14 protein-coding genes are annotated in these 15,975 nt (G+C 45.6%); 2 read left to right on the top strand and 12 right to left on the bottom strand.

Features of this window, described 5'->3' with window-relative positions:
* Positions 1-74: 74 nt before the first annotated feature.
* On the bottom strand, positions 75-1,394 hold the full coding sequence (gene rlmD / locus AB4585_RS07970; protein WP_372116633.1) for a 23S rRNA (uracil(1939)-C(5))-methyltransferase RlmD: 1,320 nt from the start codon (positions 1,392-1,394) through the stop codon (positions 75-77).
* A 165-nt stretch (positions 1,395-1,559) separates the two neighbouring features.
* Here rlmD and barA point away from each other — a divergent pair, with 165 nt between their 5' ends.
* Positions 1,560-4,373, top strand: coding sequence for a two-component sensor histidine kinase BarA (gene barA / locus AB4585_RS07975; RefSeq protein ID WP_372123742.1), 2,814 nt, complete (start codon positions 1,560-1,562; stop codon positions 4,371-4,373).
* Positions 4,374-4,498: 125 nt separating this feature from the next.
* Here the strand turns inward: barA and acpS are convergent, their stop codons facing one another.
* The 11 genes from acpS to rpoE all read right to left on the bottom strand — a co-directional run bounded on the left by acpS (position 4,499) and on the right by rpoE (position 13,909).
* On the bottom strand, positions 4,499-4,879 hold the full coding sequence (gene acpS / locus AB4585_RS07980; protein ID WP_017059039.1) for a holo-ACP synthase: 381 nt from the start codon (positions 4,877-4,879) through the stop codon (positions 4,499-4,501).
* Positions 4,880-4,948: 69 nt separating this feature from the next.
* Positions 4,949-5,686 carry a pyridoxine 5'-phosphate synthase gene (gene pdxJ, locus AB4585_RS07985; protein ID WP_017059040.1) on the bottom strand — a complete coding sequence of 246 codons (738 nt, stop codon included), beginning with the start codon at positions 5,684-5,686 and terminating at the stop codon, positions 4,949-4,951.
* Complete coding sequence (recO, locus tag AB4585_RS07990) at positions 5,683-6,411, bottom strand: DNA repair protein RecO (RefSeq protein WP_019826299.1); 729 nt, start codon at positions 6,409-6,411, stop codon at positions 5,683-5,685. The genes pdxJ and recO overlap by 4 nt, the downstream gene beginning before the upstream one ends.
* A gap of 102 nt (positions 6,412-6,513) precedes the next feature.
* Positions 6,514-7,485, bottom strand: a complete 972-nt coding sequence (era, locus tag AB4585_RS07995) for a GTPase Era (RefSeq protein WP_017059042.1) — start codon at positions 7,483-7,485, stop codon at positions 6,514-6,516.
* A complete protein-coding gene (gene rnc, locus AB4585_RS08000) occupies positions 7,478-8,155 on the bottom strand; it encodes a ribonuclease III (RefSeq protein ID WP_017066012.1) in 678 nt (225 codons plus the stop codon). The genes era and rnc overlap by 8 nt, the downstream gene beginning before the upstream one ends.
* Before the next feature lie 26 nt (positions 8,156-8,181).
* Positions 8,182-9,078 (bottom strand): signal peptidase I, encoded by an 897-nt coding sequence (gene lepB, locus AB4585_RS08005; RefSeq protein WP_017066013.1) that lies wholly within the window; start codon positions 9,076-9,078, stop codon positions 8,182-8,184.
* 245 nt (positions 9,079-9,323) lie between these two features.
* On the bottom strand, positions 9,324-11,117 hold the full coding sequence (gene lepA, locus AB4585_RS08010; RefSeq protein ID WP_017070453.1) for a translation elongation factor 4: 1,794 nt from the start codon (positions 11,115-11,117) through the stop codon (positions 9,324-9,326).
* 137 nt (positions 11,118-11,254) lie between these two features.
* Positions 11,255-11,725, bottom strand: a complete 471-nt coding sequence (locus AB4585_RS08015) for a SoxR reducing system RseC family protein (protein ID WP_017059046.1) — start codon at positions 11,723-11,725, stop codon at positions 11,255-11,257.
* Positions 11,722-12,684 (bottom strand): sigma-E factor regulatory protein RseB, encoded by a 963-nt coding sequence (gene rseB / locus AB4585_RS08020; RefSeq protein WP_017059047.1) that lies wholly within the window; start codon positions 12,682-12,684, stop codon positions 11,722-11,724. Before rseB ends, AB4585_RS08015 begins: the two co-directional genes overlap by 4 nt.
* Positions 12,681-13,304 carry a sigma-E factor negative regulatory protein gene (locus AB4585_RS08025; protein WP_017063205.1) on the bottom strand — a complete coding sequence of 208 codons (624 nt, stop codon included), beginning with the start codon at positions 13,302-13,304 and terminating at the stop codon, positions 12,681-12,683. Before AB4585_RS08025 ends, rseB begins: the two co-directional genes overlap by 4 nt.
* A gap of 26 nt (positions 13,305-13,330) precedes the next feature.
* The gene (gene rpoE / locus AB4585_RS08030) at positions 13,331-13,909 is read right to left on the bottom strand and encodes an RNA polymerase sigma factor RpoE (protein ID WP_008223963.1); all 579 of its coding nucleotides are present in this window, start codon (positions 13,907-13,909) and stop codon (positions 13,331-13,333) included.
* Positions 13,910-14,298: 389 nt separating this feature from the next.
* On the opposite strand from rpoE, the gene nadB reads away from it, so the two are divergent.
* Complete coding sequence (gene nadB, locus AB4585_RS08035) at positions 14,299-15,915, top strand: L-aspartate oxidase (RefSeq protein ID WP_017059049.1); 1,617 nt, start codon at positions 14,299-14,301, stop codon at positions 15,913-15,915.
* The last annotated feature ends 60 nt before the right edge of the window (positions 15,916-15,975 follow it).

Raw genomic sequence — 15,975 nt, forward strand, 5'->3', positions numbered from 1 at the left:
GTTCGACCATATTGATATCAGCGCAGGTGTCCCTGCGCCTTTGTCATTCATTTTTAAGCCTTATTTACGGGCCTTTAAGCCTTGATAAAGAGAGCCATCGATTCTAAATGGCTAGTGTGTGGGAACATATCCAACATACCAAGTTTGGCTAATTGGTAGCCTTGCTTTTCTAAGCTCTCTGAATCTCTAGCTAGAGTAGCAGGATTACACGAAACATAAACCACACGCTTCGCTCCTAACGCTGAAATTTGATCAACAACACCACTCGCTCCAGCACGAGCTGGGTCAAGTAAGATTTTATCAAATTTCTCTTTTGCCCAAGGCTGTGAAGATAAGTCTTCTTCAAGGTTAGCTTGGTAAAATTCCGTATTGCTTAACTGGTTTAACGCTGCATTAGATGCGGCTTGCTGAACCATTTCATCAACGCCTTCTACACCAACCACAAACGCCGATTGTTGCGCGATAGGCAGACTAAAGTTACCGAGACCACAAAACAGGTCTAGCACTCGCTCATCCGCTTGAGGCTCTAGCCACTCAATCGCTTGAGCCACCATCTGCTGATTCACTTTCTGGTTTACTTGGATAAAGTGGTTTGGCTCAAACGGTAACGTCACGCCAGTTTCGCTGTAAGAAGGTGTATCGCCGACTAAGCGAACCAACTTATCGGTTTCAGGCATCGAATACAGCGTAGCGCCTTCTTCTTTTGCTAACGCAATCAGCGCTTGCTCATCTTTTTCAACCAGAGGCTTAAGGTGACGTAGCACCATAACAGGGCCAGTATCGCCCAACACCAATTCAACGTGTCCTAAAGACGTAAGGCTGTTGAAAGTGTTCAGTAAATTTTTCAGTTTTGGCAGCAACACATTAAGGCGAGGATCAAGCACGGCACAGTCGGTGATGTTTTCAATCTGCTTACTCTGCTTCTTACGGAAACCGAATTGAAGCTGTTGTGTCTTCTTATCAACAAATAGGCTGATACGTGCGCGACGTCGATAACCGGTTTCATCACCGACAATAGGTTGTGCAACTTCAGTGTTCGCCGTTTGGTATTGGCTCATCAGGTGCGTCAGAGATTGCGATTTATGCTCAACCTGAGAAGAGTAACCTAGGTGTTGAAGGTGACAGCCACCACACTGATTAAAGTGCTTACAAAACGGCTTTAAACGCTGCTCGCTCGGCTTCAATAACTTGATGAGTTTAGCTCGCGAAAACTTACTTTTGCTCTCAGTAAGTTGAATAACCACCTGCTCACCGGGCAATGCGCCATCAATGAAAACCGGTTTATTCTTTTGATAAGCGATGCCAGCGCCATTGTGATCCATTCGTTCAACCAAAACCGATTGATGCTTGGTCTCGAGTTGAGTTTTCTTTTTTGGTTGGAAAAAACGTGCCATTGCTTGTGCCTAATGTATCTTTTAATAAGTAATTGGTATCCAGGACTCACTATTATGTCTTGGAATCATTGTCGAACGTCACGGCTTTGATTAAGCTTACCGTTCACTTAACCGCCATTGTGTGCGTTATTTTCCCATATCCAGACCTCGATGTAATTAAAGAACATGACCAGATATGGCTTAAGAGCCCGTGTAATTACCTTAACTCTAGCTCCAACCCTGATTATTGGGTTGCTATTGAGTGCATTTTTCTCATTTAACCGCTATCAAGACCTTGAAGGTCAAGTGGTTAACACTGGTACTAGCATCATTGAGCCACTTGCGATTACGAGTGAATCAGGCATGAAGCTCGAAAGTCGAGAGTCTGTTCGTCAGCTTATTAGCTATGCGCATCGAAAGAATTCTAAGCTAGTGCGCAGTATCGCGGTGTTTGATGAGCGTCATGAGTTGTTTGTAACCTCAAACTTCCACCCCGATTTTGAAAGCCTGACCTACCCCAAAGATAAACCGATCCCGCATTTAAGCTCATCGAACCTTCTCGATAATACGCTGATTCTGCGGACACCTATCATCGCCGAAGGCCAGTACATCAATTCAGCCAACGGTCAGTCTCAAGCTAATCAAGCGATCGGCTACATTGCGATTGAATTAGATCTTTCATCACTTCGATTGCAGCAATATCAAGAAGTGTTCTCTGCATTCTTAGTGTTGATTCTCGGGCTTGGTTTATCGGGCGTGTTTGCGTTCCGCTTAATGCACGATGTCACTCAACCGATCACACACATGAAAAACATGGTCGACCGAATTCGTCGAGGTCACCTAGATGTGCGTATCGAAGGTAAGATGCATGGTGAGCTAGACTCGCTGAAAAACGGTATCAATGCGATGGCGGTATCGCTATCAGAGTATCACGTCGAGATGCAGCACAGTATCGACCAGGCCACATCAGATTTGCGTGAAACTCTTGAACAGCTAGAGATTCAAAACGTTGAGTTAGACATCGCGAAGAAACGCGCTCAAGAAGCGGCTCGTGTTAAGTCTGAGTTCTTAGCGAATATGTCTCACGAATTGAGAACGCCGCTGAACGGTGTGATTGGCTTTACTCGTCAAATGCTCAAGACTCACCTATCGAACAGTCAAACCGATTACCTACAAACCATTGAACGCTCGGCAAACAACCTGCTTAGCATCATCAACGATATCTTGGACTTCTCGAAACTTGAAGCCGGTAAATTAGCCCTAGAGAACATCCCATTTGAATTCCAAGCCAGCCTTGAAGAGGTAGTAAACCTTCAAGCAACCAACGCTCATGAGAAAGGCCTAGAACTGACACTGAAGATCGACCCTAAAGTACCGCCAGGTGTGGTGGGCGATCCACTGCGTATTCAGCAGATCCTAACCAACCTTGTTGGTAACTCAATCAAGTTTACCGAACGCGGCAACATTGATATCAGCGTTGAGCTTCGCTCACAAAGTGAAGACAACATCGAGCTGCAATTCATGGTTCGCGATACGGGTATTGGTATTTCTGAGCGTCAACAAGCTCAGCTTTTCCAAGCTTTCAGCCAAGCCGATGCAAGTATCTCTCGTCGTTACGGCGGTACAGGCTTAGGTCTGGTTATCACCCAAAAACTGGTCAGCCAAATGGGCGGAGAGATCAGCCTAACCAGTCGTCTTCACCAAGGCTCTACCTTCTGGTTCACCTTGAGACTATCAACGACTGATATGCCGATGACAGAGCTGATTGAGACGCAGTGTCTGCAAGACAAACAACTGCTGCTTATCGAGCCAAACATGCAAGCGGCATCGATTACTCAGCAAATCCTAACCCAAGAAGGCTTAGTGGTAACGTATCGTTCGGTGATGCCAGATGAGACGACCTCGTATGACTACGTTCTGCTTAACCTAGCCGCCAACCAAGAGTATCAATTTGATACTGTGAGTGGTTGGGCGATCGGTGCGAAGAAGATTGCTCAAAACGTGATTATTGGTACACCAAGTACCGAGCTAGCGTTGGGTGAGCAACTAATGAAAGAGGTCGATGTTCAGTGCATCACCAAGCCTCTTTCTCGTAAGAAGTTGCTGCAAACTCTGGTATCGAATCAGGCACCTACCTTGATTGCACCAGCGATTGAAACGCATTCTGAAGAGAAGTTACCGCTTACTGTGATGGCAGTAGACGACAACCCAGCCAACCTTAAGTTGATTACCGCGCTGCTTAAAGAGCGTGTAGAAACCGTCATCAGTTGTACCAGTGGTCAGCAGGCGATAGACAAAGCGACAGAGACGCCATTTGATATCATCTTCATGGATATTCAAATGCCACAGATGGACGGTGTAACCGCTTGTCAGAACATCAAAAAACTGGCGAACAATGCGAATACACCTGTAATTGCCGTGACCGCACATGCAATGATTGGCGAGCGTGATCGACTGCTTGAAGCGGGCATGGATGACTACCTAACCAAACCGATTGAAGAGCATGTTTTACAGCAGGTTCTGATTCATTGGAGCCCGACCTCTGAGGTTGAGCACATCGAAAAAATAGATCCAGACCACCCAGCGGTCTCCGCTGAAGTCGACAACGGTCCAGTGTCAGAAACTGAAGCCAGCGTACACACAAACATCATCATTGATTGGCAAGCTGCGATGAAACAAGCCGCCAATAAAGAAGACCTCGCACGCGATATGCTGCAAATGCTCGTCGACTTTATTCCAGAGGTGTATGAGGCAGCAGACAAAGCGATAGAAGACAGTGACTATCCAGTTGAAGAGCTGATACACATCATTCACAAGATGCATGGCAGCAGCTCGTACAGCGGCGTACCAAGGCTAAAATCGGTATGTGCGACAATAGAGAAAGAGCTGCGTTCAGGTACTTCTGTTGAAGACATTGAACCTGAGCTTTTCGAGCTTCAGGATGAATTAGATAAGGTTCAAGCAACCGCGATTCACTACTTGAAACAGGCGAAGGCCTAGCGGGTACTTGTTACTCACTAGTATTCTTTAGAGGGTTTACCCGCCAATAAAAAAGCAGAGCTCATGAGCTCTGCTTTTTTCTGTCTAGAGCCAAGAGCACTAGATATAAAGTCGCGATAATCTGTTTACGATTCGAGTAACACCGTTGCCACAGCGTAGTGACGCTCATCCGAGATAGTCAGATGAATCGATGTTGTGCCATTCGCCTCTGCGATTTCACGCGCTTTCTTGTGTAAGCTCAATACTGGCTTACCATGCTCATCGTTTGAAATCTCAAAGTCGTGGAAGGTAACACCCAGCGCAATCCCCGTACCTAACGCCTTAGATGCAGCTTCTTTAGCAGCAAAACGTTTTGCAAGGTAACGGCCTTTTTGCTTCAACTGTTGGAATACTTCAAACTCAGAATCCGTCAAAATACGCTGAGCAAAAGCGTCGCCACTTCGCGACAGCGCCTTCTCGACACGTTCGATTTCTGCGATATCTGTACCTAATCCAACAACTGCCATGTTTCCTCTACTACTTAACTTCTGTCTAATGATTAACTGTACATCGCTTAGTGCCGACGACTTGCCGAACTAAGCGTTGTTACGTGCTGTTTCCATGATTGCTTTCATGTCTGCAACGGCTTTGTTTAAGCCATCAAACACTGCACGTCCCATGATCGAGTGACCGATGTTCAGCTCGTAGATCTCTGGAAGTGCCGCAATCGGTGCTACGTTGTGGTAAGTCAGACCATGACCCGCATTGACTGTGATACCTAAGTCATCTGCATAGCTTGCGCCTGCTGCGATCTTCTTAAGCTCGTCTTGTTGATCTTCTTCTGTCTTAGCATCAGCATAGTGACCCGTGTGCAGTTCAATGAACGGTGCGCCACACGCTTTTGCAGCATCGATTTGCTCACGGTCAGCATCGATAAACAGAGATACCTTGATACCTGCTGCAGACAGTTTTTGTGTCGCCGCTTTGATCTTCTCTAGTTGACCAACTACGTCCAAGCCACCTTCAGTGGTTAGCTCTTCACGTTTTTCAGGAACCAGACAAACAAACTCAGGATTAGTATCGAGTGCAATTTGAACCATCTCGTCCGTTACGGCCATCTCCAAGTTCATGCGAGTTTGAAGTGTTTCAGCCAGAATACGCACATCGCGATCAACGATGTGACGACGGTCTTCACGCAGGTGAATAGTAATGCCATCTGCACCAGCACGTTCAGCGATTTCAGCTGCGTGTACTGGATCTGGGTATTTAGTACCACGTGCATTACGTAGTGTTGCAATATGGTCGATATTAACGCCTAAAAGGATTGAGCTCATTTTCCAATACTCCGTGCTCTGGAGAGGGCTATTGTTGGCATAAATAGCTCTCTACTTTTTAATGGTTTGCCGCCAAGATACGGCTTTAAGGCTATGCGTGTAAAGCGTTTTGCCGCTTTTAACTGCTCTTTAGTGATAAACCTACGTTCGCTGATTGCAATAAGTTCATCGCCCATAAAAGTCAGGTTATCTCGACGTACTGAAGCGATGAAACCTTTCTGCTCTCGATAGCGATAAGTCATGCTCGGATCAATCGCTTCGCCAGTGCCCGCGCAGTGTAAAAAGTCGACGCCGTAACCCATAGCAGATAATAGAGCCAGCTCAAAGCGACGCAGTGCTGGCTCAGGATTATCATTATGCGCCAGCTCTGTTAAAGCATGAAGATAGTCGTGAAAAAGTGCAGGCATCGGTACTTCCGCCATCAATACCCGACCGATAAGCTCGTTCACGTACATGCCTGAATACAGATTAATACCGGCGAGAGGGAGCCCCAAGCTGATGGGTTCAGCTTGGCGTAAGGTTTTCATCGAACCATTACCAGACCACTTAAGCAATAGCGGCGTAAAAGGTTGTAATGCACCTTTCAAATTGGAACGCTTGCTGCGAGCGCCTTTAGACATCAACGTCACCCGACCGAACTCTTCGCTGAAGACGTCCAAGATCAGGCTCGACTCACTGTATGGTCGACGGTGCAACACAAAGCATCGCTGTAACCCTTCGCTCAATCACTTACCCTTATTACAGATACAAAAAGAGAGAGTTCGCACTCTCTCTTGGATTTATCTTCAGTTCAACTTTCTTAATCTCAGAAAGTGACGTTCAATATATTATAGATCGTCGATGTAGCCTAACGAGCGAAGTGCACGCTCATCATCAGCCCAGCCAGATTTAACCTTGACCCAAGTCTCTAGGTAAACCTTACGGCCGAATAGCTCTTCCATATCGATACGCGCTTCACGACCAATCGTTTTGATCTTCTCGCCCGCTTTACCAATCACCATTTTCTTCTGGCCTGTACGCTCAACAAGAATCAGTGCATTGATGTGGAAGCCATCGTTATCTGGGTTGTAATCGAAACGTTCGATTTCAACCGTTACCGAGTAAGGTAGCTCGTCACCCGTAAAGCGCATCAGCTTTTCACGGATAATTTCAGAGGCCATAAAACGTTGCGAGCGATCAGTCACGTATTCTTCAGGGAAGTGGTGTGTCGCTTTAGGTAAATGTTCACGTACGTGCTTACGCAGTACATCAATATTTTTACCTTGCTTCGCTGAGATTGGCACTACATCAATGAAGTCCATCTTCTTAGAGACTTCCATCATGTGCTGCATCACGTTAGTACGGTCTTGAACGTTATCTACTTTGTTGATGCAAAGTACAACTGGGAAGTCAGTCTTCTTCAGTTTGTTCAGAACCATCTCATCGTCGTCAGTCCAGTGAGTACCATCGACAAGGAAGAATACTAGGTTTACATCACTCAATGAGCTGTTCGCCGCACGGTTCATCAAGCGGTTGATGGCACGCTTTTCTTCAATATGAAGTCCAGGAGTATCAACAAAGATCGCTTGGTAATCACCCTCAGTTTCAACGCCCATAATACGGTGACGTGTCGTCTGTGGTTTACGTGATGTAATAGAAATCTTCTGACCCAGAATATGGTTCAGAAGCGTCGACTTACCTACATTTGGGCGACCGACAATAGCGATGAAGCCACAGTGTTGGTTTTCCGGTAGGCCTGTTTTTTTGCTATCAGATGAAAAGAATGCATCGATATCGAAATCTTGGTTGTTATCAGACATTGCTTAGTTGCTCTAATGCTGTTTCAGCAGCCGCTTGTTCTGCCTTGCGGCGGCTAGTGCCTTTACCGATAACAGGTTTATCCACACCTGCCACTTCACACTCAACCGTAAACTCTTGGTTGTGTGCTTCACCTTTAATATTAGTCACTGTGTAGACAGGTAGAGGATTTCTTCGACCTTGCAAAAACTCTTGTAGGCGAGTTTTCGGATCTTTTTGAGATACTCCAGGCTGAATAGCATCTAGGCGAGATTGGTACCAGCTTAAAATAATGCCGCGAACCGTCTCGGTATCACTATCTAAATAGACAGCGCCGATGACCGCTTCAACCGCATCCGCTAGAATAGAATCACGACGGAAACCGCCACTCTTCAACTCACCTGGACCTAATTTTAAGTAATCTCCTAGTTCGAATTCACGACCTAGTTCTGCCAATGTATGACCACGTACTAATGTTGCGCGCATGCGGCTCATATCACCTTCGTTTACCTTAGGAAAACGGTGGTAAAGATCATCAGCGATAACAAAACTTAAAATTGAATCGCCCAGAAACTCAAGACGTTCGTTATGTTTACCTGCGGCGCTGCGGTGAGTCAGCGCCAAGTGGATAAGATCGGCATCATTAAACTGATAGCCAATCTTTCTCTCTAGTTTATCAATTGGAGAATTCATGCTCTCTCGATGTGTTATGTGATCGATTAATGAATCCCACCGATGCGATTAAAACGCACACCAGTAGGAATCCATGTTGGAAGTACACTGTCTGAACCGCGTTCGAATTCGAAGCTGATCCAAATAGCAACGGCCTTACCAACAAGGTTTGCTTCAGGGACAAAGCCCCAGTAACGGCTATCGGCACTGTTGTCACGGTTATCACCCATCACAAAGTACTGGCCTTCTGGAACGACCCATTCGTTAACACCATTGCGAGGCTGATATGCTTGCACACGATCGCGGCGCAATGGGTTAACTAAAATCTGGTGTTCTACGTCTCCAAGCTGTTCGTTCAGCTGAATCAGAGGCACACCATCTTGAATAAATTGGCTCTCTTCAACATTACTTAGTTTCACTGGTTCACAGCTACTTGTACCCTTCGCCTGAATGCAGATCTCTTTACGACTGCTGTAGCGAATGGTGTCACCTGGCATACCAACAACACGCTTGATGTAGTCGATGTTAGGCTGAGGTGGGTACTTAAATACGATTGAATCACCACGCTCTGGCTTGCCCGTTTCTACCAGTTGAGTGCGCCATACTGGGTCTTTTAGACCGTACGCGTACTTCTCTACCAAGATGAAATCACCAACCAAAAGGGTTGGCATCATCGAGCCAGAAGGGATTTGAAACGGTTCATAGATGAATGAACGCAAGATCAAAACAAATGCAATTACCGGGAAAATGGACACACTGTTCTCAACCCACCAAGGTTGAGCCGTAACTTTTGCGCTGGTTTCAGCGTCTAGGCCATTCGATTGTGCTTCAACGTCAGCAAGCTTTTGCTGGCGCTTCTTCGCCCACACAAACTTTTCCAACGCCCATACAATGCCGGTCACTAGAGTTACGATCACTAAGATAAGCGAAAATGTATTAGCCATTGATATCCCTTAAATTTCATTTCTTTAAAAATAACGAAAGTGAAAGAGTATAACCCTTTCACTCTGCTTAATATTTCTAATCTGTATCAATCATGCTGACTAAATGCTGGGGAGATTACGCAGGAAAAATCGTTTAGTTCGAGGCGCAAAGTGCAGTGACTAGTGGGCCTAATTGCAATCTTTGCAACAAAGAAATAAACGATTTTAACCAGTAATGTTCAGCAGATAGTTAGTGCGATTGATACCTAGTCTTTGCCAACATGAAGGATTGCAAGGAAAGCTTCTTGAGGCAGTTCAACGTTACCGATCTGCTTCATACGCTTCTTACCTTCTTTTTGTTTCTTAAGAAGTTTCTTCTTACGACTGATATCACCACCGTAACATTTTGCGATTACGTTCTTACGCAGTTGTTTCACTGTAGAACGAGCAATGATGTGGTTACCAATCGCTGCTTGAATCGCGATATCGAACATCTGACGAGGGATGAATTCTTTCATCTTCTCTACCAGTAGACGACCACGAGACTGAGCAATATCTTTGTGCGTAATGATAGCTAGTGCATCAACTGTTTCGCCATTCAGCAGTACGTCTACACGTACCATGTTTGATGGCTCGTAACGTTGGAAGTTGTAATCCAATGATGCATAGCCGCGAGACGTTGACTTCAGACGGTCGAAGAAGTCTAGAACTACTTCTGCCATAGGAAGATCGTACGTCACAGCAACTTGGTTACCGTGGTAGACCATGTCTACTTGTACGCCACGCTTCTCAACACACAGTGTGATTACGTTACCTAGGTAATCCGAAGGTACCAGAATATTACAGCGTGCAATTGGCTCACGAATTTCTTCTAGGTCATTAACCGCTGGCAGTTTAGCCGGGCTATCAACGTAAAGAACCGTTTTATCTGTTTTTACAACTTCATACACTACTGTTGGAGCAGTTGTGATTAGGTCTAGGTCGTATTCACGCTCTAGACGCTCTTGGATGATCTCCATGTGAAGCATTCCTAAGAAGCCACAACGGAAACCAAAACCAAGTGCTGCTGAACTTTCTGGTTCAAAGAACAGTGATGCATCGTTCAGGCTTAATTTGCCTAACGCGTCACGGAAGTTTTCGTAGTCATCAGATGATACAGGGAATAGACCAGCGTATACCTGAGGCTTCACTTTTTGGAAACCAGGTAGACGTTCAGTGCTGCCGCCTTTTGCAAGCGTCAACGTATCACCAACTGGTGCACCTAGGATGTCTTTAATACCACAAACAACCCAACCTACTTCGCCAGTATTTAGCTCTGTAGTATCGATTTGCTTAGGCGTGAAGATACCTAGACGGTCAACACCCCATACTTGGTCTGTCGACATTACTTTGATCTTATCGTTCTTCTTCAGCTTACCGTTTTTGATACGAACCAAAGAAACTACGCCAAGGTAGTTATCGAACCAAGAGTCAATGATCAACGCTTGTAGAGGCGCTTCAGGATCACCTTCCGGTGGCGGGATTGCCGTCACGATGTTTTCTAGAACATCATCAACACCCAAACCTGTTTTCGCAGAACAGCGAGTCGCTTCCATCGCATCGATGCCAACGATCTCTTCGATTTCTTCAGCAACACGTTCTGGTTCAGCAGCTGGTAGGTCAATCTTGTTCAAGATTGGCACTACTTCCAGTTCCATTTCGATTGCTGTGTAACAGTTTGCTAGAGTTTGTGCTTCAACACCTTGGCCAGCATCCACTACAAGTAGTGCGCCTTCACAAGCCGCTAGAGAACGAGATACTTCGTAAGAGAAGTCTACGTGTCCAGGAGTGTCGATAAAGTTAAGTTGGTAAGTTTTACCATCTTTAGCTTTGTAATCTAAAGTCACACTCTGCGCTTTAATTGTAATACCACGCTCGCGTTCTATATCCATAGAATCGAGGACTTGAGCTGCCATCTCACGTTCACTTAATCCTCCACAAACTTGGATTAAGCGGTCAGAAAGGGTCGACTTACCGTGGTCGATGTGGGCGATAATCGAAAAATTACGAATGTGCTTCATAGGCTTGGTGTGACTAAACTCTTTGAATAGGGATAATAAGAAAGCCGCGACGCGTCCAATCTACAGTCAGCATTGGTGGCGGCATTTCAATCAAGTTGGCAGATTCTACCCAATTTAAGGGCAAGAAGCATCATAAATTAGACGAGAGACTCACCTAGGATTCGAATCAAGACGACTTCTTGCTTGGATTTGTCTTCCATGGGTTTGGCTAACCGCTTCGCTAAGGCAATCCCACCAGCAGTAAACAGTGCTGCACTTAAGATAACAATGCCCTCGCCCCCCTGGAGTAAGGGTTGTAACAAGAGTTGCCCAAAACCAGCACCAATCATCAACATGAAAAGTGGGATGAGATAAACAATCGCCGCCGACTGAAGTAGGCTTTTTTCTGGAAAGCCAATTTCTACGATTTGTCCAGCTTTGACTAAGCTTTTGGTTTTAAGCTGCCAAAACAAAGATTTATTGCCAACAGCCTTGGTCACAATACCCGTACCGCAGTTTTTTTGAGAAGAACAGCTGCTACAACTGGTTTGTTGTTCGCAGCTCAATTGAACAAAGTATTGCTTACCTTTTTGTTCAACCGAGCTAACGGTCGCCAGCGCGGTCATCATTGCGCTTGTACCGATTTATTAAATGTAACTGACTGAGCAATACGTTTTGCAGTTGCCGGCGGAATGTCACCAACCACAGAGATCTCTTTATCGCCAATCACTAAGCTGTGCAAGGTTCTACGCCCTTGACGCACCAGCTGCCCTTTCAATGAATGCTCATCTTTTTCCGCGATATAAACCGAAAAGTTAAACAGTCCATCACTGAAAAGCTGACTTTCAACCATTTTATCGGTCGCAGCCATTTGATAGCGGCTAAGCTCTTTTGATTTAAACCCTTCAGGAATCCACGACGCTTGCCAGTTAGTTTCACTCACTAAGCCTTCCGGTAATGATAAAACTTTCGGCAATTGAGCTTGGCTCAAGCCACCCATAGCCTCAGCAATCTTATCGTTCACCACGTAAGAGATAGTGCGGTACTGTTCAAGCACTTCGCCATCACGATCCAAAAGGTCGGCACGCAAAGGAAGATTCGTTTTTTCGTCTACCCAAACCACGTAAGAGTAGCGAAGGCCATCTTTCGGCACGACACGCAGCACTTGAGTGGTGCTACCTGCTTCACGAGAGCGACCAACTTTCACAAAGTCGTAGTACTGATTCAGAGATTCGATATCTCGATTAATCATCGGAATAACAGGCGCAACCATGCTGCCTGACTGAATCGTAAATGGCTCTGTACCCGGCTCGATGTAGCTAACTTCGTTGCCACGTCGAATGACTTCACGAACAGGGCCGCTTAGATAAACAAGGTGTGCAAGTTGTTGGTCGTCGTTAACCGCATGGCGATAAACAAGAGGCTCAATACTGCTCTTCTTTATCAAAATGTAGGAGAGTTCGTAATTTAGATGCTGACTGGCCTCGTTCATTTGATGCAACAAGGCCTTTGCAGTGGTTTCCTCTGCAAAGGCTGTTGGAGACATCAAGCTGAACAGTGTCAGTGCACTGACCAGGATTTTCTTCATTCAATGTCCGATTCTAGATGTGCATCTTGCATTGGCGATGCATCACTGTTTAATCTTAGCTGCAGCTCATAATCTTCTAACAATGCATGAACGCGTTTGCGCTGCTCTTGCAAGTTAGCTTCAGATGCTGGTTTCTCAACAGAGTCACGCGTTAAACTTACTGGTTCCGCAGAACCGGCAAATGGAATCGTCTGGAGTACAGGCAACTGCTCTGGTGCTGCAGGGTCGCTACCACCATATTGTTGAACACCTAATACAACGGCTAATGAAACACACGCTGCCACGGCAACTTGTCCAAACTGTTGTAACCACGCCGGAAGCTGACGCTTCGCTTGCTGAGGTTTAGGTTGCTCTTCAATTGGAGCAACAGTAGGTTCAACATTCACTTGGTGCAGGTTCGACATTGAACCATGTGCAGGCTCGTTCTCAAGCGCTGCCGCTACACTATTAGCAATGTTCCACTCTGGAGTTTCTGGCGAATCCCCACGCATAACATCACCAATTAAATGGTAACTCTGCCAAGTATCCATGCTTTCTTGATCAGATTCTAGATCTACAATGAGAGCTTTATCGATCGTTTCACCATCCATTAGTGCCGAAAGCTTTTCTTTATCAGCCATTATTTTCACCATAATTATTACAAGTTCTAGCGTTGCAAAAGAGGTTTGATTTTCTTTTCCACCGCTTCACGAGCTCGGAAAATACGCGAACGTACGGTTCCTACAGGGCAATCCATTACTTCTGCAATCTCTTCGTAGCTCAAACCTTCGAGCTCTCGCAACGTCATTGCAGTTTTTAAGTCTTCTGGTAGCGCTTCAATCGCTCCAAAAACAACTTGTTTCAATTCTTTAGACAGCGTTAAGTTCTCAGGGTTCGATATTTCTTTTAACGCGCTGCCTGTTTCGTAATATTCTGCATCTTCTGCATCTACATCGGTTGCTGGCGGCCTACGGCTTTGGGCAACGATATGATTTTTAGCGGTGTTCACGGCAATTCGGTATAACCATGTATAGAAGGCACTCTCGCCACGAAAGTTAGGTATCGCGCGGTAAGCTTTAATAAAAGCTTCTTGTGCTACATCAGGTACATCACCGGAATTATTCACGTATCGAGAGATAAGATTACAAACTTTGTTTTGATACTTAACCACTAGTAAGTTAAATGCCTGCTTATCTCCACTCTGAACTCGCTCAATCAACACTTGATCGGTTAGCTGCTCGTTCATTCGAGCGGGTACTCCTATTGTTATAACCCTCACCTTCACAGATATGGGTACTAATTATGCGAAATGTAGTATTGACACCACCGTCTACAAGAGCACTATTGTGACTAAGCCAAATACCGAAAGTTCCAACTTTCTTAAAATTATTTGCCATTATTGTTTCACAATGTGATGTAATAAAAATAGCTATCCCTATCAATTTGGGGAAACTTGAGCAAAAGCAATGGTATTGAGCAATTAAATATTTCTAGATAGCTGTCTATATATTGATTTTGCATAGCGTTTAAGGATGACTCTGGAGAGATTATAACAGTCTTAGCCAAACTCCTAAAACAAGACAAAGTCAATTGAGAGTGGACAACTCGACTATAGCCCGGGATTTAATAAGTTTTATGAACGCAAACCGTGAACATCAGTGTGATGTATTAGTGGTAGGAAGTGGTGCGGCAGGCTTGTCATTAGCCTTACGCGTAGCAGAACATGCAAAAGTAATTGTATTAAGCAAAGGACCACGCAGCGAAGGATCGACGTATTACGCACAAGGTGGTATCGCCGCGGTGTTCGATGAGTCGGACAGTATTGAGTCTCATGTAGAGGATACTCAAATCGCTGGGGCTGGGTTATGCGAAGAAGATACAGTTCAATTCATTGCTGAAAATGCGAAAGAGTGTGTGCAATGGCTGATTGATGGTGGTGTTCCATTTGATAAAGATGAGAACAGCACAGAAGGCCAACCAAAATATCACCTCACTCGTGAGGGTGGCCACAGTCACCGCAGAATTCTGCACGCTGCCGATGCAACTGGCATGGCGATGCAAACCTCACTACAAGATAACGTCAACAACCACCCAAATATCGAGATCTTCGAGCGCCACAATGCGCTGGATTTGATCACGGAAGATAAGATTGGTGGTTCAAAAGACAAGGTGATCGGTGCCTACATTTGGAACCGTAACCAAGAACATGTTGAAACCGTGCGCGCTAAGTTTGTTGTATTAGCAACAGGCGGCGCTTCAAAGGTTTACCAATACACCTCTAACCCAGATGTTTCTTCAGGTGATGGTATTGCTATCGCTTGGCGTGCGGGTTGTCGTGTGGCAAACCTTGAGTTCAACCAGTTCCACCCAACTTGTTTATTCCACCCAGAAGCGCGTAACTTCCTACTAACGGAAGCACTGCGTGGTGAAGGTGCTTACTTGCGTCGTCCAGATGGTTCTCGCTTTATGAAGGACTTCGATGAGCGCGGTGAACTGGCGCCACGTGATGTGGTTGCTCGTGCAATTGACTTCGAAATGAAGCGCTTAGGTGCCGACTGTATGTATGTTGATATCAGCCACAAGCCTGAAGAATTCATCACAGCGCACTTCCCGATGATCCATACTCGCTTGATGGACTTGGGCATCGACATGACCAAAGAGCCGATCCCTATCGTACCAGCCGCTCACTACACGTGTGGTGGTGTCATGGTGAATAAGCAGGGTCAAACCGACCTAACGAACTTGTATGCGATTGGCGAAGTGAGCTACACCGGCTTACACGGTGCAAACCGAATGGCTTCTAACTCACTGCTTGAGTGTGTGGTTTACGCATGGGCAGCAGCAAAAGATATCGTTGAGAACATCGACCAATCTCAACTGTGCGCTGAACTGCCAGCATGGGATGAAAGCCAGGTCACCAACAGTGATGAAGAAGTTATCATTCAACACAACTGGCACGAACTGCGCCTATTCATGTGGGATTACATGGGCATTGTTCGAACGGATAAACGACTAGAGCGAGCATTGCGTCGCATTCAGATGCTGCAACAAGAAACTCATGAGTACTACAGCTACTTCAAGGTTTCGAATAACCTATTAGAACTGCGTAACTTGCTACAAGTGGCAGAGCTAATGGTTCGTTGTGCAATGCAACGTAAAGAGAGCCGCGGCCTCCACTACACGTTGGATTACCCTGAACTTGCAGAAGACAGTGGCCCAACGATTCTGACGCCAGAGAAACGCCAATCATAATAATTGGTTAAACGTGCTTAGCGAATTAGCCGTCAGCGGAAAATGATTAAACGAAAGGGA

The organism is Vibrio sp. 10N.222.49.C9 (assembly GCF_041474985.1).
In the GTDB taxonomy this organism is placed as follows: Bacteria; Pseudomonadota; Gammaproteobacteria; order Enterobacterales; family Vibrionaceae; genus Vibrio; species Vibrio crassostreae_C.

What these genes read in the sequence shown, in the direction of transcription:
- rlmD (WP_372116633.1), bottom strand. Translation starts at nt 1,394, where the DNA reads ATGGCACGTTTTTTCCAACCAAAAAAGAAAACTCAACTCGAGACCAAG.
- barA (WP_372123742.1), top strand. Translation starts at nt 1,560, where the DNA reads ATGACCAGATATGGCTTAAGAGCCCGTGTAATTACCTTAACTCTAGCT.
- acpS (WP_017059039.1), bottom strand. Translation starts at nt 4,879, where the DNA reads ATGGCAGTTGTTGGATTAGGTACAGATATCGCAGAAATCGAACGTGTC.
- pdxJ (WP_017059040.1), bottom strand. Translation starts at nt 5,686, where the DNA reads ATGAGCTCAATCCTTTTAGGCGTTAATATCGACCATATTGCAACACTA.
- era (WP_017059042.1), bottom strand. Translation starts at nt 7,485, where the DNA reads ATGTCTGATAACAACCAAGATTTCGATATCGATGCATTCTTTTCATCT.
- rnc (WP_017066012.1), bottom strand. Translation starts at nt 8,155, where the DNA reads ATGAATTCTCCAATTGATAAACTAGAGAGAAAGATTGGCTATCAGTTT.
- lepB (WP_017066013.1), bottom strand. Translation starts at nt 9,078, where the DNA reads ATGGCTAATACATTTTCGCTTATCTTAGTGATCGTAACTCTAGTGACC.
- lepA (WP_017070453.1), bottom strand. Translation starts at nt 11,117, where the DNA reads ATGAAGCACATTCGTAATTTTTCGATTATCGCCCACATCGACCACGGT.
- AB4585_RS08015 (WP_017059046.1), bottom strand. Translation starts at nt 11,725, where the DNA reads ATGATGACCGCGCTGGCGACCGTTAGCTCGGTTGAACAAAAAGGTAAG.
- rseB (WP_017059047.1), bottom strand. Translation starts at nt 12,684, where the DNA reads ATGAAGAAAATCCTGGTCAGTGCACTGACACTGTTCAGCTTGATGTCT.
- AB4585_RS08025 (WP_017063205.1), bottom strand. Translation starts at nt 13,304, where the DNA reads ATGGCTGATAAAGAAAAGCTTTCGGCACTAATGGATGGTGAAACGATC.
- rpoE (WP_008223963.1), bottom strand. Translation starts at nt 13,909, where the DNA reads ATGAACGAGCAGCTAACCGATCAAGTGTTGATTGAGCGAGTTCAGAGT.
- nadB (WP_017059049.1), top strand. Translation starts at nt 14,299, where the DNA reads ATGAACGCAAACCGTGAACATCAGTGTGATGTATTAGTGGTAGGAAGT.